The sequence below is a fragment of the Sphingorhabdus sp. EL138 genome, assembly GCF_900258045.1.
Lineage (GTDB): Bacteria > Pseudomonadota > Alphaproteobacteria > Sphingomonadales > Sphingomonadaceae > Parasphingorhabdus.
Window position 1 is genome coordinate 535,902 of record NZ_OGVD01000003.1, and the last position, 22,819, is coordinate 558,720.

The window sequence follows — 22,819 nt, forward strand, 5'->3', positions numbered from 1 at the left end:
AGAAGTCCATTCCGCAAAATCGTTGCGGGTGGGGTTCTTTGGGTCGCATCCTGTAAATGCACCCAAACCGCGGCGCGGGGATTGGACAAAAAAGACAATATCCCGCTTTATTTGTTGACAATTACGGCCATGCATCGGCCGATTTGCCGCACCTAGCGTGTTTTGGCAATCCAGCTATCAACCCGTTCTTCCATGATATTCAAAGGCACAGGTCCGCTGCGCAAGATCACGTCATGGAAATCACCCATGGTAAACTTTTCACCTAGCTCTTTTTGCGCTTTTGCCCGCAATTCCATGATTTTAAGCTTGCCGATCATATAGGCGGTCGCTTGGCCGGGATAGACAATATAGCGCTCAATCGCCTTGCGAATATCGCTATCTGGATTGGGCGTATTGTCGGTCAGATATTTAATCGCTTTTTCGCGGCTCCAGCGCTTGTCATGAATGCCGGTGTCGACAACCAGGCGGCAGGCGCGCCAAAGCTCCATGCCGAGGCGACCGAAATCCGAATAGGGATCGGTATAAAAGCCCATATCCTTGCCCAGCTCCTCGGTGTAGAGGCCCCAACCTTCCGAATAAGCGGTGATTCCGCCAAATTTGCGGAATGCTGGTAAATCCCCAAGTTCCGTCTGAATCGCGAGCTGCAAATGGTGGCCCGGTAGCGCTTCGTGATAAGCCAATGCCTCCAGCTCGGTTTTCGACATGCCTTTCAGGTCATAGAGATTGACATAATAAGTGCCAGGCCGCGATCCATCTGGCGCGGGCCGCTGATAAAAAGCCTTACCGGCTGATTTTTCACGAAAAGCTTCCACTGGTTTTATGACAAATGGCGCTTTTGGCAATGTATTGAAAAACTTCGGCAGCTCTTTTTCCATTGCGTCCAGCTTCAGATTAGCCTCGGCAAGATAATCCTCCCGGCTGGTGTGGAAATATTGATCGCTTGTTCTGAGATGTTTGAAAAAGTCCTGCAAACTGCCTTCAAAACCGACCTTGGCCATGATTTTACGCATTTCGCCATGAATACGGGCGACATTATCCAGGCCAATCTGATGAATCTGGTCAGCGGTCAGATCGGTGGTCGTATAGTTTTTCAGACGCTCCGCATAATAAGCTGCGCCGTCCTTGAACCGCCACACACCATCGCCATCGACCGCCATTTTCTGCTGACGTTCCATTTCAGCAACCAGTTTTTCATAGGCTGGTGCCAGGCTGTTGGTCAAAGCGTTACGGCCCCGTGCGATCAAGTCGGCCTTTTCGCCATCGGCAATTGAGAGCGCATTCACTTTCTTTTTCAGGTCAGCGAATATCGGGGAGTCCGCGCCTGTATCAAATGGCGCGCCACTGATGACATTTTTGGCATCGTTGATCACGTAAGGAAAGACCCAGTCCGGAACGATAATTCCATCGTTCGCGCGCTCCGCCGATTGCGCGACCAATGCTTCGATATAAGGCCCTGAATTGCTAAGCCGGCTTACATAAGCTTCGGCATCCGCCTTGTTGCTGACGCGGTGAATATTGATCATGAAGGCTGGAATCTGGCTCTGCGCACCATTCATCTGATCAAAAATATAAGCGTTCCGACGAAACGGGAAAGCGTCCTTAGATCGTTCGGCCCGTGCCTGAAATAGACGATAACTCAATTGATTGGCTTCGTTCAATTGACTTTCGTCAAACTCCGCTTCCATCACCACCAAAGCCTCTTGACCGCGCTCATATTGCTCAACCGCTGCAATATCGCTCGGATCATCAAGCTTCCCATAGTCCGCGTCCCGGATGCCGCGAAAGGATTTTGCAATGGGCGAGTTTGCCAATTCTATCTGATCATAATCATCAAAAAAGGCAGTGAGACGTGTGTTAATATCCTGAGTGACTTCGGCTGATTCCGCTGGCGCAGACGATGCATTCCCGCTGACGCTAGCAACTTCTCCGTTTGAGGGTGAGCAAGCAGCAAGCAAGGCAGTGGTGGCGAGGAGGACATATTTTGTCATTGCGATTCCCTTTGTAACTACCCTGTTGGTATCAGCTCATTTTCCTGCCGTAAACAAGCCACGCAACTTTATTACAATTCCTCACAATCTATTCATCCATCCTGCCGATAAAGTCATATTCAGCGATCTTATGGTAGCGGCCGTTCAACCAATCATGCTATCAAAGGCTAACAGCAAAAATAGTGGGAGGATTTGGCATGGCAGGTGCGGCACAGGCATCCGGAATGGAGAGCGCTTTCGAGATTCATCCGCTCACCCCTGCTATTGGCGCCGAACTTTCAGGCATTGATCTGTCCGACCCGCTGCCGGACGAGACAATTGCGGATATACGGCAGGCTCTGCTCGACCATAAGGTCATTTTCTTTCGCGATCAAAATCTCGAGCAAGAACAGCTGCTGGGCTTCGCAAAGAGATTTGGAACTTTGGAGATCCATCCTGCCACGCCGAAGGACCAGCTCAACCCCGAAATACTGCGCATCGAACATGGTGCGAAAAGCAAAGGTCAGGAAAATATGTGGCATAGCGATGTCACATGGCGCCCAGAACCGTCGCTGGGATCGGTGCTGAGCGCTCTCGAAATTCCCCCCGTAGGTGGGGATACATTATTTGCCAATATGAACCTTGCCTATGAAAAGCTACCGCAGGACGTGCGCGAGTTTGTTGCCGGCAAGACAGCCGTCCATGATATCGCCAGAGTGTTCGCCAAACGTCTGAACAAAAAGCCCGAAGAACTGCATGATCAATATCCGCCACAAGAGCATCCTGTGGTGCGTACGCATCCAGAGACCGGATTGTGCAGTCTTTACGTGAACAGTGCTTTCACCAGCCATATAGTGGGCATGGATGCAGACGACAGCAAGGAACTGCTCCGGAGGCTCTACGCAACGGCTGCCAATCCAGAAATTCAGTGCCGCTTCAAATGGACCAAGGGCGCCATTGCTTTTTGGGATAACCGAGCGTCGCAGCATTTTGCCGCATCCGATTATTTCCCCGCGCGGCGCATCATGGAGCGCGCTACAATCGCTGGCGATCGGCCATATTTTTCCGCTGACAGCTAAAGCCAACTGGCCAGCCTTCACATGTCATAGCGATGACGCTACGGAATCCGCCTGATAAAATGACTCGTCATGAAATCCTTGCGCGATGACCGGATGACCGATAGTTTTCTTTCCATTGGATGAGGGAAAATATGATGCGCAAAGCACTTTTACTGGCGGCCTGTTCAGCAGCATTGGCCATTTCTGGATGCAGCAAAGACAGTGGATCAGGTGGTTCCGATATCGAGGTCACCAACACCGAATATCCCGAACAGGTTTTCTGGGGTGACACCCATCTCCACACTGACAACAGCATTGATGCATTCGGTTTTGGCAACCGGCTCGATACCGAGGCGGCCTTGCGCTTTGCCAGAGGAGAAGAGGTAACCGCTACCAAGGGTGAAAAGGCCAAGCTTTCCCGTCCCCTCGACTTTCTGGTGATCGCGGATCATAGCGACGCTGTGGGCGCAACCAAGGCGCTTTATGAAGCCCCCCGTATTGCACTTTTGGGCAATGACTTTCTGCTCCGCTGGTATGACATGATGCACGAAAGCGATGAAGGCTCACTGGCGGTCACAGCCGAATTGATCGATGGCGCTGCTGCGGGAACTTTACCCGAAGGTCTTTTCGATCCGGAAGAATCCGCAGACCGGATCAAATCGTTGTGGACCGAACATGGTGAGAAGCTCGACGAATATAATGAGCCCGGCAAGTTTACCGCCTTTCACGGGTTTGAATATACGCCGATGCCCGGCGGAGATAATTTGCACCGCGTAGTGATGTTCCGCGACGGCGGGGACAAGACCGGCACCATGCTTCCCTTTGCCAGTTTTGACGCTGGCGATCCGGAACAGCTTTGGGCCTATATGGCGGCCTATGAAAAAAGCACGGGCGGAAAAGTTCTTGCCATCCCGCATAACAGCAATGTGTCCAATGGCCGCATGTTTGCGATGAACAAGCTGGACGGCAGTCCCATTGACGAGGCATATATAAAAACACGCGCTCTGCGCGAGCCAATTGTCGAGGTGACGCAGATTAAGGGCGACAGCGAAAGCCATCCGTTCCTTTCCCCCAATGATGAATTTGCCGATTTTGGTGATGCCGGTTGGGACAAATGCAACCTGAGCTGCGGCAAGGATATGCCACCGGAAAGCTACGGTGGCAGCTATGCCCGCGAGGCGTTGAAGCGCGGTCTGGAATTCACGCTGAAAATAGGAGCGAATCCTTTCAAATTCGGCATGATCGGTTCGACCGATAGCCACACTTCACTGGCGACCGCCGACGAGAATAACTTCTACGGCAAGCATAGCGGCAATGAAATCAACAATAAGGACCGGGCACTGGCGCCGCAAAATCTGGGCACGCGCAGAGGCCGTTTTGGTTGGCATTATCTGTCGAGCGGTTATGCAGCCGTCTGGGCAACAAGCAACACGCGGGAGGCCATTTTCGATGCAATGATGCGCCGTGAAGTCTATGCGACGACTGGCCCACGCATGCAGGTACGTTTCTTTGGCGGATTTGATTTTACCGAAGACGATACGGCCGATCTCGTCAAAACTGGCTATGCGAAGGGCGTGCCAATGGGCGGCGATCTTTCTGGCGGAGATGGCAAAGCGCCGACCTTCCTGATCGCTGCCTTGATGGACCCAGAAAGCGCAAATCTGGATCGCATTCAAGTCGTTAAAGGCTGGGTCGATTCCAGCGGGAAATCCTACGAGAAAATCTACAATATCAGCTGGAGCAGCCCGGATAGCCGTAAGGTCGGCGCTGACGGAAAACTTGATGCTGTCGGGAACACGGTTGATCTCACCAAGGGCACTTGGGAGAATAATATCGGTGCGCCGGAGCTGACCACATGGTGGCAAGATCCGGATTTCGACGCGGCGCAAAATGCGTTTTATTATGTCCGTGTGCTGGAAATTCCCACACCGACTTGGCCGGTTTACGACGCGCTGAAATTCGGCCTGACACTGCCGGATGATGTGATTAAGATTCAGCAAGAACGGGCTTATTCATCGCCGATCTGGTACACACCAGCCGCAACGACAAGCTAACCCCATGACCAATGAATCTGTGCGGCCAATCGGGAATATCGTGCGGAGATGAAACTGCTGAAAGAACCTTTGGTCCATTTTTTGGGCGGCGCGTTAATGGTATTCGCTTTTTTTTGGGCCACCGGGTCGAACCGTGATCCGGCGGACTATGAAATCACCATCGGTGAATCGGATGTCGCGCGATTACAGGCTGGCTGGGTACAAAATTTCCGCCGGCCGCCCACACAGGACGAGCTGGACGGCCTAATCGATCAAGAGATTAAGGAGGAAATTTACTACCGCGAAGCATTGCGTCTCGGTCTGGATCGCAACGATCCACTTATCCGCAGACGCCTGTTTACCAAAATGCGGTTTCTGGACAATCAGGAAGATGCCGAAGACAATCCATCAGATGCGCTATTGCAGAAATGGCTGGATGACCATCCTGATAAATATGCTCTGTCTTCAATCTATGATCTGGAGCAGGTCTATCTCGGCCAAGATCCGGAGTCCTCAACTTTGGCCCAGCTGGATGGCTTGAATCAGGGAGCCGTTGAACCCAACACAATCAGACAACCAATTTCGCTCCCTGCCAAACTGGTTCAGGCAGAAGCCTCCCAAATTACGCGGCAGTTCGGAGAAAAGTTCGCCGCAAAGCTCAGCACTCTGCCCGTTGGTCAGTGGCAGGGGCCGGTAGAGTCAGGATTTGGGCAACATTTCGTCAAAATCACCGCGAAAATACCCGGCAAAGCACCGGCACTGAAAGATGTTCGACAATCAGTCAGTAATGATTGGCAAGCCGCACAAACAGCGCGTTTGGAGGAAGCTGCCTTCGACAAATATCGCAAGCAATATGATATTAAAGTTTCTGGCCGGGAATGAAGACCTGCCTGCTCGCCATTGCCTGTTTCGTCGGCCTGTTTTGGCCATCTGACGCCCATGCCGATGAACTGCGCCCCGCTTATGTGGAGCTGAACCAGATATCTCAGGGCGAGTGGTCCGTACTGTGGAAGGCGTCCGCGCGCTCCAGATTGGGCCGCACGGGAGAGGTCATAATTCCTGAATCCTGTACTCCTGTTGGCGAAGCCGAACGGCGCTTTTCCGCATCCAATATATTGACCCGCCAAACATTAAAATGTTCCGGCTCCATTGCCGGACAGTCCATTGGCCTTAAAGGACTGGAGCTCGCGACAACCGATGCGCTGGTCCGGATCGCGCCGCTTGATGAAGAAACGCAAACATTGCGCCTGACACCCGACGCGCCGATGGCCACAATCGCGCGGGAGGAAGCGATCGCCAATGTTGCCTGGACCTATACCATCATCGGCATCGAGCATATTGTGTTTGGCTTTGATCATCTGCTGTTCGTGCTGGCGCTTGTCCTTTTGCTGAAAGGCGGCTGGCTGGTCGCCAAAACGGTGACCGCTTTTACCATAGCCCACAGCATAACGCTGATCGGTTCCACACTGGGCTATCTGTCCCTGCCCTCGCAACCGGTGGAGGCGATAATCGCCCTGTCGATTATCTTTCTCGCAGTTGAAATCGTCAAAGCACAAAAGGATCATGAAACCCACGGGCCGCGTCTGTCGGAACGCTTCCCGTGGATCGTCGCCTTCCTCTTCGGTCTGCTCCATGGCTTTGGTTTTGCAGGCGCATTGGCTGAAATCGGATTGCCGCAGGATGATGTGCCAATGGCGCTGCTCACATTCAATCTGGGTGTTGAAATCGGACAGTTGATCATCGTTGCAATTGCCTTTGCTGTGTTGGCTTTGATCCGCCGCTTTCAGCAATCATGGCTACAACCCGCCAAGACAGCGACCTCCTATGCCATCGGCATCATCGCCACCTATTGGTTTATCGAACGGATGATCGCCTGAGCGGGTCTAGCCGCGCGCATCATCTATTTGAGCGACGCGCAGTTCGATTTTTTTGAGCTCACCCAAAATGGTAAGCGTATTCATCCGGTCGAACAGCCACATTTTCAGCAGGCCGATGGCAATGAATGAAATGATACAGCCCGACGACCACAGGATGGTTTCCCGAACTTCTCCGGCTTCAATCGCCTGCCATCCGCAGATAAATGCAAATATGGCAAAGCCAAGCGTGTAGAGGCCCATCAAATAGGTCCAGAAACGCATTGGACCCTGAAAGGTGGTGCCCAGCTGTTCAAACAATCCGCGCCCGTCTTCCAGGTCTTCCAAAAACGCGCGGTCGTCGGCGCTGAGCGAAGCGCCAAGCTTGTCATCAAATTTTGTCATCATGTTTCTCCTTCATTTGGTTCGTCATCCAGCGCTGCCTTTAACTGTCGGCGCGCATGAAACAGTCGGGATTTTGCTGTGCCAATTGCCGTACCCGTTACCTCGGCAATTTCCTTGATCGTCAGGCCTTCACCAAAATAGAGCAAAGCCGCCGTCCGGTGGTCATCGCTCAAACGATCAAAGGCTTGATCAATGGTAACCTTGTCTTCGCCGCGCGGCGCTACGGAAATGTCCGCATCTTCAACTGCGACGGCATGAAGACTTCGATGCTTTTTGTTCTTGCTTATCTGGTCTGCACATTTTCGGTGCAGGATCGTGTAAGCCCATGCCGGAAATCGGGAGGGATTGCGCAACCTGCGCCACCCTTTGCAAATACCGCTCCATGCTTCTTGCACGGCGGCACGCGCCTGTTCTTCGTCACGCAAAAGCCGATAGGCTGTACGCATCAGACGCGGATGCCACCTCGCCGCTAATCGCTCTCCCGCGCGCCGGTCTCCGGCCTGAATGCGGTTGAGCAACAATTCGTCATAAACCCGGTCTGTATCACTGTAGCGCATAGACATCCTGATGGCCTTTACCCCTATAGTCGGGGCAAAGCGCCAAAAGGTTCAACTTGGCAAAAAAAATTTGCGCTATTGCGCCGTGTAGCCCCCATCGACAACAAATTCCGCGCCAGTGACATAGCTCGATTCATCCGATGCTAGAAACAAGACGCAATTCGCAATATCGCTTGGTTCACCTAATCTGCCGGCCGGAATCGCCGCCTCTATCGCGGCATAATTGTCCGAGTTTGTGTCTGCACCTGCGCTTTGCATATTGGTGCGAATGATCCCCGGGTGCACTGTATTGACCCGAATATTCTCTTCTGCCACTTCCAGCGCCACCGATTTGCTGAACAGTTTTACGGCACCTTTCGATGCTGCATAGCTGGCACTGCCACGGAAACCGACTAGCCCGGCCACAGACGACAGATTGATAATCGATCCCCCGCCGGATTGCCGCATCGCCGCGACAGCTGCCTGGGTTCCGATAAAACTACCCTCAACATTGACGTCAAACTGACGGCGAAGCGCGGGCACAGCTCTGTCGCTGTTAATCGCCGCCACATCCAATATACCGGCATTGTTAACCAGCACGTCCAGCCGTCCATGGTCCGCCAGCACTGCCGCCATCACTTCTTCCCAATCCCGCTGCGAGGTCACATCCTGTTTGACGGCCGTTACATTGCCGCCCTTTTCGCTGATCAAAGCAGCGGTTTCCGCCGCTCCAGCATGATCGATATCGCTGACCACGACGATCGCGTCTTCTTCCGCCAACCGTTCCGCAATGGCAGCACCAATACCCGGGCGAGAGGCACCGCCCGTGACGAGCGCGACCTTGCCTTCCAATCGTTTGGTCATCGAATTAACCTGCAGGTGGTCGGTGCGCGTCGTCTGACCAGTCTTGCCGCATCGCCCATTGCTCCAGCGTTTCAAACTCTACTTCTGGCAAGCGTTGCTGCATGAAGTCTGTGCATACCTCAAAAGGCTTGGTCTCGGCTTTGTTATTATATTCGTAGAAGGCCGCGATTCCCGCAGACATGGTGGCGCGATTTTCTTCCGGCACGTCATCACCAAATGCACCCACTAACAGGTCGCCAAATTCGGTTGGCGTGCAGGGATCATATTTGATCTCGCGACCAAAAACCTTGGACAGGATTTCGGCAACCTGTGGCGGCTTGATCCGTTGGGGTCCACCGATATTCATCCATGACCCTTCAAAATCGGGACGATCCATCGCAGCCACCATGCATTTGCCAACATCATCCAGACTGATCCAGTTGGCTTCCAAGTGGGCTTCGTGCGGATAGACATACCGGCTTTCGTCAACGATGAACGGCCGTGCCCAGTTGGTCAGGAGATTATCCATGAAAAGCACCGAACCAAAAACGGTTGCGGGAACGCCTGAGCGGAAAATCTCATTTACCGCGATCGTGTTATTGCCATAGGTGAAAGGGTCGCCCGGGCGTTCGGGAATCCAGCTCGATGTATTCCAGATGAAACGCTTACCCCCCGCTTTTTGAACCGCGGCAGCAACCCGACCGGTAAGGGTCGCGCGATCTTCGCGCGCTTGCAAGGGGTGAGTATAGAAAACAGCATCGGAGCCCTCAAAAGCCGGGACCCAGGTGTCCTCATCATACAAATCAAAGATCCGCGCTTCATCAGCAACATTGCTCCCGCCCAAATCAGGCGTTTCACTCCGTGACAGCGCCCGTACCCTATGGCCCGTTGCGCCCAGTTGTCTGATTTGTGCCAATCCCTGGCGCCCGGTTGCGCCGACCACTGATACCAATGCCATCTCGAATCCTCCTTTATAATTAATCGGGAGGCTAGTCGCACTGGCACCTCTGCCCAATGCTCCATTTTATCAGGACATTAGTGTTAGGATGCCTGCTCGGTCAGCATTGCTTGCCATCTTTGCATGCCTGAAATCCAGCGCTCCGGGTCACTGCCCTTTTGCTTGATATAGTCGGCTACTTGCGGGTGCGGCAGGATCAAAAAGCGTTCTTCTTCAATGGCATCCAATGTGGTCTGCGCAACCGCTTCGGCTGTCAGCATACCGTCTTTCGCTACCGTTGACGTATCAATATCGGCCGTCATTGCCGTTGCCACGCCTTGCGGACAAAGCACCGATACTTTCAGCCCGTCATCTCCGTGAGTGATCGCAAGCCATTCGGCAAAACTGACTGCCGCATGTTTGGTGACGGAATAAGGAGCTGAACCAATTTGTGCGAGCAGTCCGGCCGCAGAGGCGGTGCTCAAAATATACCCGCCGCCGCGGGCCAGCATTTTTGGAACGAGGGTACGGGCGGCACGAATATGTGCAAGTACATTAATGTCCCAGATTTTCTGCCAGCCATCGTCGCCGACCTCGACGCCGCCCTCCATGATAATCCCGGCGTTGGACACAAACAGGTCAATTGGACCAATGTCCCGCTCGACAGTCTCAATAAGAGATGTGATATCAGCTTCCAAAGACACATCCGTCTGTATCGCCGTTCCGTCAATTTCAGTGGCAACGGATTGCGCGCCCGCAACGTCCCGGTCGGCACATACAACATGCTTGGCGCCCACAGCAGCAAAGCGCCGCGCCATAGCGGCCCCGATACCGCTTGCCGCTCCCGTGATAACGATGATTTTGTCTTTGAGATTCATAAATCCGATGTCCTGTTCAAACTGTTTCTCAGGACGTTAGAGGATGGCTTCGGAAATAAACAGACCGCGATTGGCTTTTCTGATCAAGCCGGTTCAACAATTTGCCAGGCGGTTGCACTGTCATAGACAAACCGCTCTTTCATGATGCCATCAGCGGACCAGACCTGATGAGAAATTTCATTGAGCCTGCGCGTCACGCCTTGTTTGTCCGTTGCATCAAATGTCCACATGATAATCACGTCATCACCATCCACCAGCACCGTTTCAGGTGGATGTGTTTTCATCTCTTGCAACCGGCCCATCGCTTGTCTTTCATGCGCAATCAGATTGTCGCGACCGCGGCGTGGTGGCTCGCAATTTTCCTGCATCGTTGCATCTGCATGATAAAAATCTTTTATGGCCTGGGCATGATCCCCATGCACCACGGCGTGAATAAACTGCTCAACTCTCTTGCGGCTTGGCATTACGAACCTTTCATTCCCAATCTCTCCGCCCAATCATAGCGGCGTTTTTTTCATGTTGACAATTTTACTCACATCTAATTACTACATGTGTGTAGTTTATTGCAAGAGGAGATTGATATGGGCGCGATTGATGTCTGGGCGCAGATGACAACGGAGCGGATGGCCAAGGCTCCATGGCTGGAGACCTTGCTAAGGTGGACAGGTCAGTCCGGGGATCCACTCATCCCGTCCACCGAGTCCACCTTGCGGGCAATGGACGCAGCGGGCGTGGATATCTCTCTTTTGTCGGCCTGGCATGGACCGCAGGGCTCGCTGATCAGCAATGAGGAAGTAAGTGATCAAATCGACAGCGCGCCGGATCGGTTTCGTGGCCTTGCGACCGTTGATCTCAGCAATCCGATGCAGGCCGTCCGGGATATCCGCAAATGGGTGGATGGTGAAAAATTTGTCGGCGTTCGTGTAGTGCCATGGTTGTGGGATCTGCCGCCCAATGACCGCCGTTATTATCCCGTTTATGCGGCCTGTGTTGATCTTGGCGTACCGTTCTGCACGCAGGTCGGGCATACCGGGCCGCTGCTGCGATCAGAAACAGGGCGCCCCATTCCCTATCTTGAAGATGTCTTACTGGACTTTCCGGAGCTGATCGTCGTGGGGGGTCATGTCGGCTTTCCATGGATTGACGAACTAACATCGCTAACCATCAAGTTTCCCAATTTCCATGTCGATACGTCGGCTTATGCCGTTCATCGTCTTCCCGGCGACTTTGTCAGCTTCATGAAGGGGATCGGGTCCAAGCGGGTAATGTTCGGAACGAACTGGCCCATGCTTTCTCCAGAACAGTGCCTGCAGCATCTGGATCAGCTCGGCCTTTCCCGTGAACAAGAGGATGCCTTTCTGTTTGGCAATGCCCGCCGCGTGTTCAATCTCTAACCGGTATCCAAGGCATTATGGATAAAGATTCAAAGACTTGCGAATAGCGTCCCAGGACAAGAGTTTGAAATTCTGCGTGCCTTCACCATTGTCACCATCCTGTGCAACAAAAAGCCCGCCGGGATAGTCCGGGCCAAAATCGCCAAGGATCAGCTCAATGCCATCCGTATCTGATGTCGTGTCTATGACACCATCTTCAACCGCAAAACGTGCTCGAAACACACCGCTTTCAAGGTCATAAATCGCGTAGCTGTTGTCGCCCTGGCTCGACGCCAGCAAATAGCCGCCGGATGCACCCTCCGGAGCCAGCGCCAGACCTTCAACATCAGCGGTCAATTCACCCGCCTTCAGCACAGCAAACCGAACCGGCTGAGGCGCGTCCTGCTTGAGATCGAACGACCAGATGCCAACGTTTTCCTCGCCAACATAGAGCATGCCCGTACGATCATCGACCACGCAGCCTTCCGGCTGTGTTGCCAGTTTGAAAGTACGGTTTACGTTAACAGTCGGCATGGCTTTTGAAAGCCCGACAGACATATCGATGATGCTGCCTTCTTTGGTCACGATGAAAGCACGCAAATCGCTATCGCCCAACAGGCCAAAGCAGAACCCATATGCTTCGCCCGTGCCCACTGCGATATTGGTCAGCGCGTTCAATTTTATGTTTTCGCTATCCAGCGTGTAGAGCGCGAGCCGAGGTTGCGTGCGATCACTACGATCACTGGCACCGACCAGGATCACGTCACCGGATGCGGAAGACACCGTTCTGATATCAACATTATTCAAGGCATCAGCTGCAAGGAATGATTTTTGTTGTCCCTTCAGATCATAAATATGGATGCCGGCCTTTTTGTCCGTCCCAATGATCAGGCTCTGCGCTGGATTGTTCGGATTTCGCCAGATGGCCGGATCATCGGCCGCATCATCGCCGACCGTGCCAACGCTTTCGGTTTCTGCGACAGCTGGCACAGCGGTAACATCCAGACTTGGAGCAGCCTGTTCGCTGCAAGCACCAGCGAAGAAACAGCTGCCGACCAAAAGGGCCTTTCCCAACCGCCGCATCAGAAATTCACCTTCGCGCCGAATTTGAATGTCGAACCATATTCTTCATATTGCAGCAGCCGTTTGCGTGTGTCGAAATTTTGATAGGCAAAAAACTTGGCGTTGTTGATGTTAATCCACTCCCCGAATAGCCGGATGTTCTTGGTCAGTTTGAATTTGATACTGGCATCCAGCTGGAAGTGATTGTCGACATAGCGGTCTTCGCTGGCCTCGGCCCCAAGTTCATCCAGATAACGATCGCGGTATGTGCCCGCGAGCCGGAAATTTACCGGCCCTTTTTCATAGCCCAGAACCGCATTAAACGTGTGTTTGGAACTGCTTGGCAGTGGTATGTCTCTGGTCGCCGTGCTGTTGGGTTCGGCAAAAACCGATCCGGCTGCATCCGTATAGGTGTAGTTGAAATTGAAAAGCAGGCCATCGAGCGGACCGGGCAGGAAGGTAAAGGCTTGCGCAAATCCAAACTCAAATCCGAATACTTCGGCGCTTGGCCCATTAACCGGAATCACGGCTTCCGTATAAGGAATGCCCTGATAAAAAAGCGGAATCAAATTACCGTCTGCGTCTTCTTCGGCTTCGTTGAAACTATCGACAATAAAATTCTTGATATCCTTGTAAAAGACATTGGCCGTAATCGCACCGTTGGAGCTGAAATAATATTCAGCCGAAGCGTCAAAATTCCAGGCCTCGTAAGGAAGAAGGTCAGGATTACCAAATTCGCCTTCCCGTTCATCATCATCATTTTGCTCCACCGCAAAACGGGGCGCCAGATCCTGCAGATTCGGTCGGACCACGCTGCGATATCCGGCAGCACGCAGCACCAGATTGCGCTGTGGTTCAAAACGAATGTTCAGGCTCGGCAGCCAGTCATCATAGCTGCGGGTGAAATTATTAGGCGTCACGAAGACAGTGTCATCGGTCAGCTCTACCCCATCTACAGTTGCACCCTCTTCACCCAAGGTCACAGTGTTGGCCGAGATATCATTTTCGGTCCGCTCAAAGCGAACACCGCCAATAACCCTCAGCTTGTCACTGTCCCAGCGGCCCAGCAAATAGCCTGCGTAAATATCTTCCTGATTGACATAATCGGAGACAGCAGAGTCAAACTGGCTGTCAATTTCCTGCAACTCAAAATCACCAAAATTGGCCCGGAAATATTCCGTCGGGCCCCGACGACTGGTAAATGGCCCGAGGCCGGTCAAGCGATAGGTTTGCTCTCCCAGCACATCATCGAGAAAGTAGTTTCCGCTGCCATCTTCATAAAAATCGACATCTTTATCGAAACTCTTTTCACGCCAACGACCTTTAACGCCGCCTTGCACAGTGAATTCACCGCTGCCCATTGCGAAAACATGTGACACGTCGAGACGGGCGGCAAATTCTTCGTCTTGTGAGTCCGAAAGAGCTGTCAGCTCAACATCGTCCAGCGCGTAGATACTCGCATCATTGGCCAGAGCCGATCCCGTAGGATAGCTGAAAAACGGTGTCCGGTCATCGCTATAGTCAAACAGGATACTGACGCCGTCACCATCAAAATCATTCGAGAATGTCGTGGGATCTACTGAACCATCTTCACGCTCGCTCGACTTGGCCCAACTGCCGGAATATTCAATTTTCCATGGTCCGGTTTCGGTCTTGCCGCCCAAGATTACAGAACGGATTTTTTGACTTTCAAAGCGATCCTTATTGTCCCGCTCAATCTCTATTTCACCATCGGCATCATCAAACAAAGCACCGTTCGCGTCGCCGCTACTCGCCTCTTCGTCCAATTTGAAAGTCGTACGCCGACGAAATTCCTGATCGTCAAACTGACTGTAGACGCCGCGAACATAAAGTTCGGTGCTGTCGCTCGCGCGGAAATCAAGAGAAAGCGACGCGCTGATCCGTTCGCGCTCGACATCATAGTCGCGATATTGAACTTCATCGGCATAGACCACACCGTCGTCATTTATGTCCCAACCTTCGGCTTCAATATTATCCGTCTCGAACTCGCGATTATAATAAGAGAAGCCGCCCGCAATGCCGATGTCATCTGTCAGCCGCGTCGAAAAATCGACGCTCGCTTTCGGCGTAACCTCCCCTGAATAATCATTATAACTGCCCTCCACTTTCGCCGTGAGCAGGTCCGTTTTGCGGTCAAAAGCACTGACCGTATTAATCTCGATAGAAGCCCCGATCGTGTCGCCATCCATATCCGGTGTCAGCGATTTTTTGACTTCGATCGATTCAATCAGGTCACTGGAAATAACATCCAGCGCCACCGACCGGACGTCATCCTCGGGCGAGGGAATGCGAACGCCATTCAACGACGAACTGTTCAAGCTGGGGTCCAGGCCGCGAACCGATACAAAACGCCCCTCGCCCTGGTCATTGAGCACATTGAGACCCGGCAAACGGCGCAGCGATTCGGCAACATTCTGGTCCGGAAACTGTCCGATCGCATCGCGCGTCAGAACGGATGAAACCCCGTCGGCCTCACGCTTGCGGGACAAGGCGCTCGCCTGGTTCGCACTTTGTCCGATCACCAATATCTCATTGTTTTCACCGGCTCGCAGAACGATATCTGCACGGTTCAGACCTGTGTCAGAAACCGTGACGCGAGTCTGGATCGTATCTGCCCCGACATAGCGTGTTTCAAGCGTGTAGCTGCCCGCAGGAACATCGGGAAAGCGATAGCTGCCGTCACGGCCGGTTGTCGCCGTCCGGTCCAGCTCCACAATCCGCACCTGCGCGGATTGCAAACCGCGGGTTTCGCTTGGATCGCTGACCGTACCGACAATCGTCCCCGCCCAAGCCGTCACCGGCATGGCTGCGGTGGCAAACAGCGCTGAGTAAACGGCAAGGCGGCGGATATTTTTTTGTGCAGGCATATATTAAGAACTCCCTCGATTTCAGGGTGCCCTAGGGACTGCTTGTTCCAAAAATATGCGTTGTTCGTGACTCTGCTGTGACGGTGCTATTGCAGTTTTATGTTCTCACAAACGTCAGCCTGAGGCGAAGCTATATTCTCCGCCTTTCTCAAGACCTTTTTGATAGGCTGGGCGCGATTGTAATTCCTTAACAAATGCGGCCAGCTTCGGATGTGTCTCGGCTCTGCCCTGAGCGATAGCCACTTCTGCCGGGAAGCTGAGCATGACGTCTGCAGCGCTGAGGCTATCGCCAATAAAATGACCCGACGGGCTGAGTTCGTTTTCCATGAAGTCAAAATGGCTGGTCAGCTGTTCGTTGATCCGCGGCATCAAAGGCGCACCGGCCTCTTCCAGCCGACCCACATAGAGGTTCAGTAAAATTGGCGTCATTGCCGAACCCTCGGCAAAATGCATCAGTTCAAGATGACGAACATAGTCATCCGTCCCGCGCTCTGGCACATATTGCCCGCCGCCGTGATGCGCACAGATATGTTCGACAATCGCGCCCGATTCGATGATCATGCGTCCGTCATCTTCAATCATCGGTGATTTGCCCAGCGGGTGCAGCGCGGTCAGGCTGGGCGGTGCCAAATTGGTCTCGGTATCACGCTGATGGTGGCGAATCTCATAAGGGCGGCCGATCTCCTCAAGCAGCCATAATATCCGCTGGGACCGGCTATTGTTAAGATGGTGGACGATCAGTGTCATTTTCAGCTCTCCGGGAAATATGGGTTTAACATGTGTAAAACAGCGGCTACTTGTCTCCCTGCATAATGCTAATGCGGTAATATCCTAGGATTTTGTTCGTGATAGCGTTCCCAAAGGCAGCCGGAGAATGTGATCAATATGGTCTCAGAAACACCCATCACAAAAACATATATCACTGCCGACGCCTTGCTGTCGGACAGCTTTCGGCTGGGCATGCAGATATTGAAAAGCGATTTTTCGCCAACTCATATTGTCGGCATCTGGCGCGGCGGTGCACCGGTCGGCATTGCGGTGCAGGAGATATTGGAATTCCACGGCGTCTCGACGGATCATATTGCCATAAGGACATCTTCCTATTCCGGTATTGATAAACAGGAACGATCCGTGCGGGTATTTGCGCTCGGCTATTTGATCGATACGCTCAATCCGGAAGATAATTTGCTGATTGTCGATGATGTGTTTGACAGTGGCCGAAGCATCGAAGCGTTCCTCAAAGAACTTGGAGAGCGATGCCGCCATAATATGCCGAAGGATGTTCGGGTAGCCACGGTCTATAGTAAGCCTTCGCGTAACAAGACGGCTCTGAAGCCCGATTTCTTCATTCACGAAACCGAGGACTGGTTGATCTTTCCGCATGAGCTGGATGGACTGACCAAAGAAGAAATATGCGCAAATAAATCGGATGCCGCGGTCATTTTTGATGAAGAAGAAATCCCCAACCCTGTCATGATAAAGAGCTAGATATGTCTTTTGCATCCCCCGAACAGCGTCAAGCCTTCATTGCCGGTATTCCGAAAGCCGAACTGCATCTGCATATTGAAGGATCGCTTGAACCGGAAATGATGTTTGCGCTGGCGCAGCGCAACGCCATCGACATACCCTTTGCTTCGGCCGAAGAAGTGCGCAAGGCCTATGCCTTCTCAAATCTGCAGGATTTCCTGGATATCTATTATCAGGGAATGAATGTCCTGCGCACCGAACAGGATTTCTATGACCTGACCATGGCCTATTTTCAGCGTATCCACACTGATAATGCAATCCATGCCGAGATATTTTTTGATCCGCAGGGTCATACCGAGCGCGGGATCGCCTTTTCAACCGCAATAGACGGCATATTGCGCGCCATGGACGATGCACAATCGGACCTGCAGCTATCATCACAGCTGATCATGTGCTTCCTGCGTCACTTGAGCGAGGAGGATGCGCTCGCAACGCTTGGCGAGGCAACGCCTTATCTAGATAGAATCGCTGGGGTTGGGCTTGATTCATCCGAACTGGGTCATCCACCTTCCAAATTTGCAAAGGTCTTTGCCAAAGCTAAAGCCCTTGGCCTCAAGGCAGTGGCCCATGCCGGCGAAGAAGGGCCACCGGACTATGTCTGGGAAGCCCTCGACATTTTGAAGATAGAGCGCATGGACCACGGCAACCGGTCATTGGAAGATCCTCGGCTTGTTCAAAGACTGCAAGACAGTCAAATGACGCTAACTGTCTGTCCGTTGTCCAATCTGTCACTATGCGTTGTTGATGATCTCAAAGACCATCCGCTGAAGAAGATGCTGGACCTTGGCCTGCGTGCCACCGTCAATTCCGACGACCCATCCTATTTCGGCGGATATCTGAATGATAATTACGAGGCAACGGCGTCTGCCCTGGACCTTGATAAGGATGACATTGTCGCGCTGGCTAAAAACAGCTTCCGCGGTTCGTTTCTCGACGAGGAAACCATTGCGCAATCCCTCCGTCATATTGATGACTATGTTTTGCAATTTGATGGATAAATGGGCTGAATCGAAGTTACTCCATTGGAAATCTTTGTTTTTTGCTGTTACTGCGCAGAACGATGATCCTGAATGATTGAGGAATGAACTTATGAGCCAAATGGGTGATAAATTGTGTCGTTCTGATGCCGTACTGGTTACCGGCGCAGCGGGATTTATCGGCCACGCGGTTTCTCAACAACTGATCGCGCGGGGAGAGAGCGTCATCGGTATCGATAATCTGAATGATTATTATGATCCGAAGCTAAAAGCGGCACGGCTTGAAAATTTGCAGCAATTGCCAGGGTTTCAATTTGCGGAACTGGATGTCTCCGGTGCCGATGGTGTCAGCAAACTGGTGCAAGAACATGCCGTGAAGCGCATTATCCATCTCGCCGCCCAGGCCGGTGTGCGTTATAGCATCGACAATCCATTCGCGTATCAAAAATCGAATCTGGAAGGACATTTAAGCCTGCTGGAGGCCAGCCGCCATGCGCCGGATTTTGAACATCTGGTCTATGCGTCATCCAGCTCTGTCTATGGCGACAAACCGATGGGCGGCGAGGGTTTTGTAGAAGAAGAACCCGCTGTTGATCCTGTGTCACTTTATGCAGCGACCAAACGCTCCTGCGAATTGATGAGCGCATCCTATGCAAAGCTTTACGGCTTTCCGCAAACCGGCCTGCGGTTTTTCACCGTCTACGGGCCATGGGGCCGGCCAGATATGGCCTATTTCGGATTCACCAAAAAGATCCTCGCTGGCGAGCCCATCGAAGTTTATGGCGAAGGCAAAATGGCCCGGGACTTCACCTATGTTGACGATATTGTTGATGGTATATTGGGGTCTTTGGACAATCCGCCAGCCTCTGGCGAACACCGGGTCTTGAATATCGGTGACAGCCGGCCCGTCGGTCTGATGGAGATGATCGAAGCGCTGGAGCAGGCACTGGGCATGGAAGCGGAAAAAATTATGCGTCCCATGCAGCCCGGAGACGTCACCGCAACCTATGCCGATGTGTCGAAACTGCATGCGCTGACGGGCTATGAACCGGAGGTCATGCTGGAAGACGGCTTAAAGCGCTTTGTCAGCTGGTATCGCGACTTTTACGGCAATTCACCGCCGGAATAATTATTGATCGAGATATTCTCTCCGGTGCGAACCACGCATAACCTGTTGGGCGACAAGGTGGAGCTGCTCGTTCACGCTTTCATCCGTACATAGTCCGTCTTTGAATATTCCGCCGGACGCATTGATCCCCACACCAAGCGGTGTCGGCCAGCCGCGCAGCGCATGAACAATCGAACGCATCGCCGCCAAGGTTGAACCCGTCGCTTGCCAGCCATAGGCGGTAACAATCAATCCGACGGGCAGGCCATCCAGATAGACCCGGTCATCACCCGCCGTTTCCTCAATATAATCAACGGCGTTTTTGACCAGACCCGAGATGGTCCCATGATAACCGGGACTGGCCAATATGATCCCATCAGCTCGGCGGACGGATTCTACAAGCGCCTTACCGGTTTCATTGAGTCCGGCAGGATCCGAAAGATAATGCGGAAGAGCGCAAAGCCGCTCCGATCCGAACAATTCTGTCTCAGCACCGGCTTCCGAAGCGGTCTTCAGGGCGATGGCCAATGCCTGTTCGGTCGAGCTGTGCGGATTGGTTGTGCCGCCAAGGCCCAATATGAATGGTCTGTCTTCATTTTTCGCCATTGAACCTCTTAACAAGGCTTTTCAAATAATTGCAACGACCAACTGGGATCAGCGCTCATGGCAAAAAATACGGGTTGCAGCCAGTGTCCGGACCATGTTTTAATTGACCGGTTAAAGCCGATTCGATATCGCGCTTGACGGCCATATTGGCGCTTATCAGATAAATTCGAAGGATTCCTCCCATGCGTAAATTTACCGAAGAACAGCATATGTTCCGCGATGCTTATCGCCGCTTTCTGGCTGATGAAGTTGCTCCGCGCATGGACGAATTTCGCGAAGCAGGCATAGTCGACCGCGAAATTTTCAAGAAAGCCGGTGATCAGGGCTTCCTGATGATCTGGCCGGATGAAAAATATGGCGGCATGGGTGACAATGATTTCCGCTATGAGCAAATTATTATTGAGGAAACCACCCGGGCGGGCTGCGCCGAATGGTATAATACGCTGCATAGCCGTTTGGTTGGCCCCTATTTCAAGAATATCGGAAACGAGGAACAGCGCGAACGCTTCCTGCCCAAATGCGTCAGTGGCGAAACCATCCTCGCCGTCGCCATGACCGAGCCTGGCGCTGGCAGTGACTTGTCCGGCATGAAGACAACCGCCACCGATAATGGCGATCACTGGGTGCTGAACGGCTCCAAAACCTATATCTCCAACGGCATTAACGCGGACGTGGTAATCGTTGCAGCAAAAATAGCGGGCGTCGACGACAAGCATGCAATGGTGTTGCTGATTGTCGAGCGCGGCATGGAAGGTTTTGAACGCGGCCAGAATCTGGAAAAAATCGGTCTGCATGCGCAGGACACGGCGGAGCTATTTTTTAATAACGTCAAAATTCCAAAGGAAAATCAGCTCGGTACACCGGGAAAAGGCTTTATCCATCTGATGGAAGGTTTGGCCGAGGAACGACTGATCGGTATGGTCGGTTATGGCGCGTCCGCGCGGCGGGCTTTTGACGTGACGCGGGAATTTGTCATGGAACGCGATGTGTTTGGCAAGAAGCTGTCAGACATGCAGAATACGCAGTTTAAAATGGCCGAGATGGATGCCAAGATCGATATGCTGCAAGTCTATATCGACCATTGCGTCGAGGTGCATAATCAAGGCGGCCTTAACGCCAATATTGCGGCCAAGGGCAAGATGCTGGGTAGTGAGATTGAATGGGAAATGGCCGATCTGGGTCTGCAATTGCATGGCGGCGCGGGCTATATGAAGGAATATGAGATCAGCCGCATTTTCACCGATGCGCGGATGAGCCGGGTTTATGCCGGTAGTAGCGAGATCATGCGCTACATTGTCGGCCGTGATGTCTTCAGCCAGAAATATCAAAGCATCCTTGAATAGGCTTCTGGCTTGAATAGCTCTTGAGCCCGGCTAGACTGGTCGGAAGCAGAAGAAGGGCAAGGCGAGTCGCCCTCTTTCTTGATTGACGTTTACGTAAACTGCTTGACTGTGCTGCAGCGCAACATTAACTATGCACTTAATAGTTCAGATTTTTTCAAAATAAGGAATATCGCATGACCGAAGCCTATATTTATGACGCTGTGCGCAGCCCGCGCGGGAAAGGCCGCAGCGACGGCAGCTTGCACGAAATCACCGCTCTTGATCTTGCATCCCAGGTGCTTGCTTCGGTCAATGACCGCAACGAACTGGACGGTCATGAAGTCGAAGATATTGCTTATGGCTGTGTCTCCCCCGTTGGCGAACAGGGTGCCGTGATCAGCCGTATGGCCGCACTCAAAGCAGGCTATGCCGACACCACTTCGGCCATTCAGGTTAACCGATTCTGCGGTTCTGGCCTCGAAGCCGTAAATATCGCAGCCGGCAAGGTTAAATCGGGCGAAGCGGATCTGGCCGTTGGCGGCGGCGTTGAGTCCATGTCCCGTATCCCGATGGGCAGCGACGGTTTGGGCGGCATGGCTGACCCCACCCTCGTTTTTCAGGAATATTTCGTGCCGCAGGGTATTTCCGCCGATCTGATCGCCACCAAATATGGCTATAGCCGTGATGATGTTGACGCTTACGCTGTGGAAAGCCAGAAACGCGCTGGCAAAAGCTGGGAAGAAAAGCGTTTCGAAAAATCGATCCTGCCAATCAAGGACGTCATTGGCGAAACCGTTCTCGACCATGACGAGTTGATGCGCCCCGAAACCGACATGCAGTCTTTGGGTTCACTCAACCCCGCTTTCCAGATGATGGGTGAGCAGATGCCCGGCTTTAACGATGTCGCGATCCTGAAGCATCCCGATGTCGAGAAAATGAATCACGTCCACCATGCCGGTAACAGCTCCGGTATTGTTGATGGTGCAGCAGCCGTCCTCATCGGCAACGAAGAAGCAGGCACAAAATATGGCCTGAAACCGCGTGCGCGGATTGTATCCATGGCGTCGATCGGATCAGAGCCAACCATCATGTTGACGGGCCCTGAATTTGCGGCTCAAAAAGCACTCAAGCGTGCCGGCATGGACGCCAGCGATATTGACGTATGGGAATTGAACGAGGCATTTGCTGCCGTGGTCCTGCGCTTCATGGAGGCGATGAATGTCGATCATAGCGATATCAATGTAAATGGCGGCGCGATTGCCATGGGCCATCCTTTGGGCGCCACGGGCGCGATGATCCTTGGCACGGTACTGGACGAGCTGGAACGCTCGAACAAGCAGACCGCTTTGTCGACGCTGTGCATCGGCGGCGGCATGGGCATTGCCACCATCATTGAGCGAGTGAACTAGAGCGCGGCGAGAGCCTCCAATCACTCCAATCCCATAT

At 52.8% G+C, this 22,819-nt stretch carries 21 protein-coding genes; 10 read left to right on the forward strand and 11 right to left on the reverse strand.

Features of this window, described 5'->3' with window-relative positions; translation table 11 throughout:
• Positions 1 to 152: 152 nt before the first annotated feature.
• A complete protein-coding gene (locus DK507_RS08735; protein WP_109355976.1) occupies positions 153 to 1,988 on the reverse strand; it encodes a DUF885 family protein in 1,836 nt (611 codons plus the stop codon).
• 197 nt (positions 1,989 to 2,185) lie between these two features.
• Between DK507_RS08735 and DK507_RS08740 the strand changes: the two genes are divergently transcribed.
• The 4 genes from DK507_RS08740 to DK507_RS08755 all read left to right on the forward strand — a co-directional run bounded on the left by DK507_RS08740 (position 2,186) and on the right by DK507_RS08755 (position 6,935).
• A complete protein-coding gene (locus DK507_RS08740; protein WP_109355977.1) occupies positions 2,186 to 3,046 on the forward strand; it encodes a TauD/TfdA family dioxygenase in 861 nt (286 codons plus the stop codon).
• A 131-nt stretch (positions 3,047 to 3,177) separates the two neighbouring features.
• Positions 3,178 to 5,079 (forward strand): DUF3604 domain-containing protein, encoded by a 1,902-nt coding sequence (locus tag DK507_RS08745; protein ID WP_254054312.1) that lies wholly within the window; start codon positions 3,178 to 3,180, stop codon positions 5,077 to 5,079.
• A gap of 48 nt (positions 5,080 to 5,127) precedes the next feature.
• Positions 5,128 to 5,940, forward strand: a complete 813-nt coding sequence (locus tag DK507_RS08750) for a peptidyl-prolyl cis-trans isomerase (RefSeq protein ID WP_109355979.1) — start codon at positions 5,128 to 5,130, stop codon at positions 5,938 to 5,940.
• Entirely contained in the window at positions 5,937 to 6,935 is a 999-nt protein-coding gene (locus DK507_RS08755) for a HupE/UreJ family protein (RefSeq protein WP_109355980.1), read from the forward strand. Before DK507_RS08750 ends, DK507_RS08755 begins: the two co-directional genes overlap by 4 nt.
• 6 nt (positions 6,936 to 6,941) lie before the next feature.
• Here DK507_RS08755 and DK507_RS08760 read toward each other — a convergent pair whose 3' ends face one another.
• The 6 genes from DK507_RS08760 to DK507_RS08785 all read right to left on the reverse strand — a co-directional run bounded on the left by DK507_RS08760 (position 6,942) and on the right by DK507_RS08785 (position 10,974).
• A complete protein-coding gene (locus tag DK507_RS08760; RefSeq protein ID WP_162558978.1) occupies positions 6,942 to 7,319 on the reverse strand; it encodes a DUF6768 family protein in 378 nt (125 codons plus the stop codon).
• Entirely contained in the window at positions 7,316 to 7,879 is a 564-nt protein-coding gene (locus DK507_RS08765; protein ID WP_109355982.1) for an RNA polymerase sigma factor, read from the reverse strand. Before DK507_RS08765 ends, DK507_RS08760 begins: the two co-directional genes overlap by 4 nt.
• A gap of 69 nt (positions 7,880 to 7,948) precedes the next feature.
• The gene (locus DK507_RS08770; RefSeq protein ID WP_109355983.1) at positions 7,949 to 8,716 is read right to left on the reverse strand and encodes an SDR family NAD(P)-dependent oxidoreductase; all 768 of its coding nucleotides are present in this window, start codon (positions 8,714 to 8,716) and stop codon (positions 7,949 to 7,951) included.
• A gap of 4 nt (positions 8,717 to 8,720) precedes the next feature.
• Entirely contained in the window at positions 8,721 to 9,653 is a 933-nt protein-coding gene (locus DK507_RS08775; RefSeq protein ID WP_109355984.1) for an SDR family oxidoreductase, read from the reverse strand.
• A gap of 83 nt (positions 9,654 to 9,736) precedes the next feature.
• Positions 9,737 to 10,510 carry an SDR family oxidoreductase gene (locus DK507_RS08780; RefSeq protein ID WP_109355985.1) on the reverse strand — a complete coding sequence of 258 codons (774 nt, stop codon included), beginning with the start codon at positions 10,508 to 10,510 and terminating at the stop codon, positions 9,737 to 9,739.
• A gap of 83 nt (positions 10,511 to 10,593) precedes the next feature.
• The gene (locus DK507_RS08785; protein WP_109355986.1) at positions 10,594 to 10,974 is read right to left on the reverse strand and encodes a nuclear transport factor 2 family protein; all 381 of its coding nucleotides are present in this window, start codon (positions 10,972 to 10,974) and stop codon (positions 10,594 to 10,596) included.
• A 117-nt stretch (positions 10,975 to 11,091) separates the two neighbouring features.
• Here DK507_RS08785 and DK507_RS08790 point away from each other — a divergent pair, with 117 nt between their 5' ends.
• Positions 11,092 to 11,904, forward strand: coding sequence for an amidohydrolase family protein (locus tag DK507_RS08790; protein ID WP_109355987.1), 813 nt, complete (start codon positions 11,092 to 11,094; stop codon positions 11,902 to 11,904).
• Positions 11,905 to 11,919: 15 nt separating this feature from the next.
• On the opposite strand, the gene DK507_RS08795 is transcribed toward DK507_RS08790, so the two are convergent.
• From DK507_RS08795 to DK507_RS08805, 3 genes are all read right to left on the reverse strand, one after another.
• Positions 11,920 to 12,966: a phytase gene (locus tag DK507_RS08795; protein ID WP_109355988.1), complete on the reverse strand. Its 1,047-nt coding sequence runs from the start codon at positions 12,964 to 12,966 to the stop codon at positions 11,920 to 11,922.
• A complete protein-coding gene (locus DK507_RS08800; RefSeq protein WP_109355989.1) occupies positions 12,966 to 15,833 on the reverse strand; it encodes a TonB-dependent receptor in 2,868 nt (955 codons plus the stop codon). Before DK507_RS08800 ends, DK507_RS08795 begins: the two co-directional genes overlap by 1 nt.
• Positions 15,834 to 15,947: 114 nt before the next feature.
• Positions 15,948 to 16,580, reverse strand: coding sequence for a glutathione S-transferase family protein (locus DK507_RS08805; protein WP_109355990.1), 633 nt, complete (start codon positions 16,578 to 16,580; stop codon positions 15,948 to 15,950).
• A 138-nt stretch (positions 16,581 to 16,718) separates the two neighbouring features.
• Between DK507_RS08805 and DK507_RS08810 the strand changes: the two genes are divergently transcribed.
• The 3 genes from DK507_RS08810 (at position 16,719) to DK507_RS08820 (ending at position 19,466) form a co-directional block, all read left to right on the forward strand.
• Positions 16,719 to 17,321 carry a phosphoribosyltransferase gene (locus DK507_RS08810; RefSeq protein ID WP_109355991.1) on the forward strand — a complete coding sequence of 201 codons (603 nt, stop codon included), beginning with the start codon at positions 16,719 to 16,721 and terminating at the stop codon, positions 17,319 to 17,321.
• Positions 17,322 to 17,323: 2 nt separating this feature from the next.
• A complete protein-coding gene (locus tag DK507_RS08815; protein WP_109355992.1) occupies positions 17,324 to 18,358 on the forward strand; it encodes an adenosine deaminase in 1,035 nt (344 codons plus the stop codon).
• Between the two features lie 91 nt (positions 18,359 to 18,449).
• Positions 18,450 to 19,466 carry an NAD-dependent epimerase/dehydratase family protein gene (locus DK507_RS08820; protein WP_254054313.1) on the forward strand — a complete coding sequence of 339 codons (1,017 nt, stop codon included), beginning with the start codon at positions 18,450 to 18,452 and terminating at the stop codon, positions 19,464 to 19,466.
• Here DK507_RS08820 and DK507_RS08825 read toward each other — a convergent pair whose 3' ends face one another.
• Positions 19,467 to 20,051 (reverse strand): NADPH-dependent FMN reductase, encoded by a 585-nt coding sequence (locus DK507_RS08825; protein WP_109355993.1) that lies wholly within the window; start codon positions 20,049 to 20,051, stop codon positions 19,467 to 19,469.
• Between the two features lie 182 nt (positions 20,052 to 20,233).
• On the opposite strand from DK507_RS08825, the gene DK507_RS08830 reads away from it, so the two are divergent.
• Entirely contained in the window at positions 20,234 to 21,394 is a 1,161-nt protein-coding gene (locus tag DK507_RS08830; RefSeq protein ID WP_109355994.1) for an acyl-CoA dehydrogenase family protein, read from the forward strand.
• A 173-nt stretch (positions 21,395 to 21,567) separates the two neighbouring features.
• Entirely contained in the window at positions 21,568 to 22,782 is a 1,215-nt protein-coding gene (locus tag DK507_RS08835; RefSeq protein ID WP_109355995.1) for an acetyl-CoA C-acetyltransferase, read from the forward strand.
• Positions 22,783 to 22,819: the final 37 nt, after the last annotated feature.

Bases quoted from the DNA above. Each gene is read 5' to 3' on its own strand.
- DK507_RS08775 (WP_109355984.1), bottom strand. From the start codon at position 9,653: ATGGCATTGGTATCAGTGGTCGGCGCAACCGGGCGCCAGGGATTGGCA.
- DK507_RS08810 (WP_109355991.1), top strand. From the start codon at position 16,719: ATGGTCTCAGAAACACCCATCACAAAAACATATATCACTGCCGACGCC.
- DK507_RS08830 (WP_109355994.1), top strand. From the start codon at position 20,234: ATGCGTAAATTTACCGAAGAACAGCATATGTTCCGCGATGCTTATCGC.
- DK507_RS08835 (WP_109355995.1), top strand. From the start codon at position 21,568: ATGACCGAAGCCTATATTTATGACGCTGTGCGCAGCCCGCGCGGGAAA.
- DK507_RS08820 (WP_254054313.1), top strand. From the start codon at position 18,450: ATGAGCCAAATGGGTGATAAATTGTGTCGTTCTGATGCCGTACTGGTT.
- DK507_RS08780 (WP_109355985.1), bottom strand. From the start codon at position 10,510: ATGAATCTCAAAGACAAAATCATCGTTATCACGGGAGCGGCAAGCGGT.
- DK507_RS08825 (WP_109355993.1), bottom strand. From the start codon at position 20,051: ATGGCGAAAAATGAAGACAGACCATTCATATTGGGCCTTGGCGGCACA.
- DK507_RS08805 (WP_109355990.1), bottom strand. From the start codon at position 16,580: ATGACACTGATCGTCCACCATCTTAACAATAGCCGGTCCCAGCGGATA.
- DK507_RS08745 (WP_254054312.1), top strand. From the start codon at position 3,178: ATGATGCGCAAAGCACTTTTACTGGCGGCCTGTTCAGCAGCATTGGCC.
- DK507_RS08795 (WP_109355988.1), bottom strand. From the start codon at position 12,966: ATGCGGCGGTTGGGAAAGGCCCTTTTGGTCGGCAGCTGTTTCTTCGCT.
- DK507_RS08785 (WP_109355986.1), bottom strand. From the start codon at position 10,974: ATGCCAAGCCGCAAGAGAGTTGAGCAGTTTATTCACGCCGTGGTGCAT.
- DK507_RS08815 (WP_109355992.1), top strand. From the start codon at position 17,324: ATGTCTTTTGCATCCCCCGAACAGCGTCAAGCCTTCATTGCCGGTATT.
- DK507_RS08800 (WP_109355989.1), bottom strand. From the start codon at position 15,833: ATGCCTGCACAAAAAAATATCCGCCGCCTTGCCGTTTACTCAGCGCTG.
- DK507_RS08740 (WP_109355977.1), top strand. From the start codon at position 2,186: ATGGCAGGTGCGGCACAGGCATCCGGAATGGAGAGCGCTTTCGAGATT.
- DK507_RS08790 (WP_109355987.1), top strand. From the start codon at position 11,092: ATGGGCGCGATTGATGTCTGGGCGCAGATGACAACGGAGCGGATGGCC.
- DK507_RS08770 (WP_109355983.1), bottom strand. From the start codon at position 8,716: ATGACCAAACGATTGGAAGGCAAGGTCGCGCTCGTCACGGGCGGTGCC.
- DK507_RS08735 (WP_109355976.1), bottom strand. From the start codon at position 1,988: ATGACAAAATATGTCCTCCTCGCCACCACTGCCTTGCTTGCTGCTTGC.
- DK507_RS08755 (WP_109355980.1), top strand. From the start codon at position 5,937: ATGAAGACCTGCCTGCTCGCCATTGCCTGTTTCGTCGGCCTGTTTTGG.
- DK507_RS08765 (WP_109355982.1), bottom strand. From the start codon at position 7,879: ATGTCTATGCGCTACAGTGATACAGACCGGGTTTATGACGAATTGTTG.
- DK507_RS08760 (WP_162558978.1), bottom strand. From the start codon at position 7,319: ATGATGACAAAATTTGATGACAAGCTTGGCGCTTCGCTCAGCGCCGAC.
- DK507_RS08750 (WP_109355979.1), top strand. From the start codon at position 5,128: ATGAAACTGCTGAAAGAACCTTTGGTCCATTTTTTGGGCGGCGCGTTA.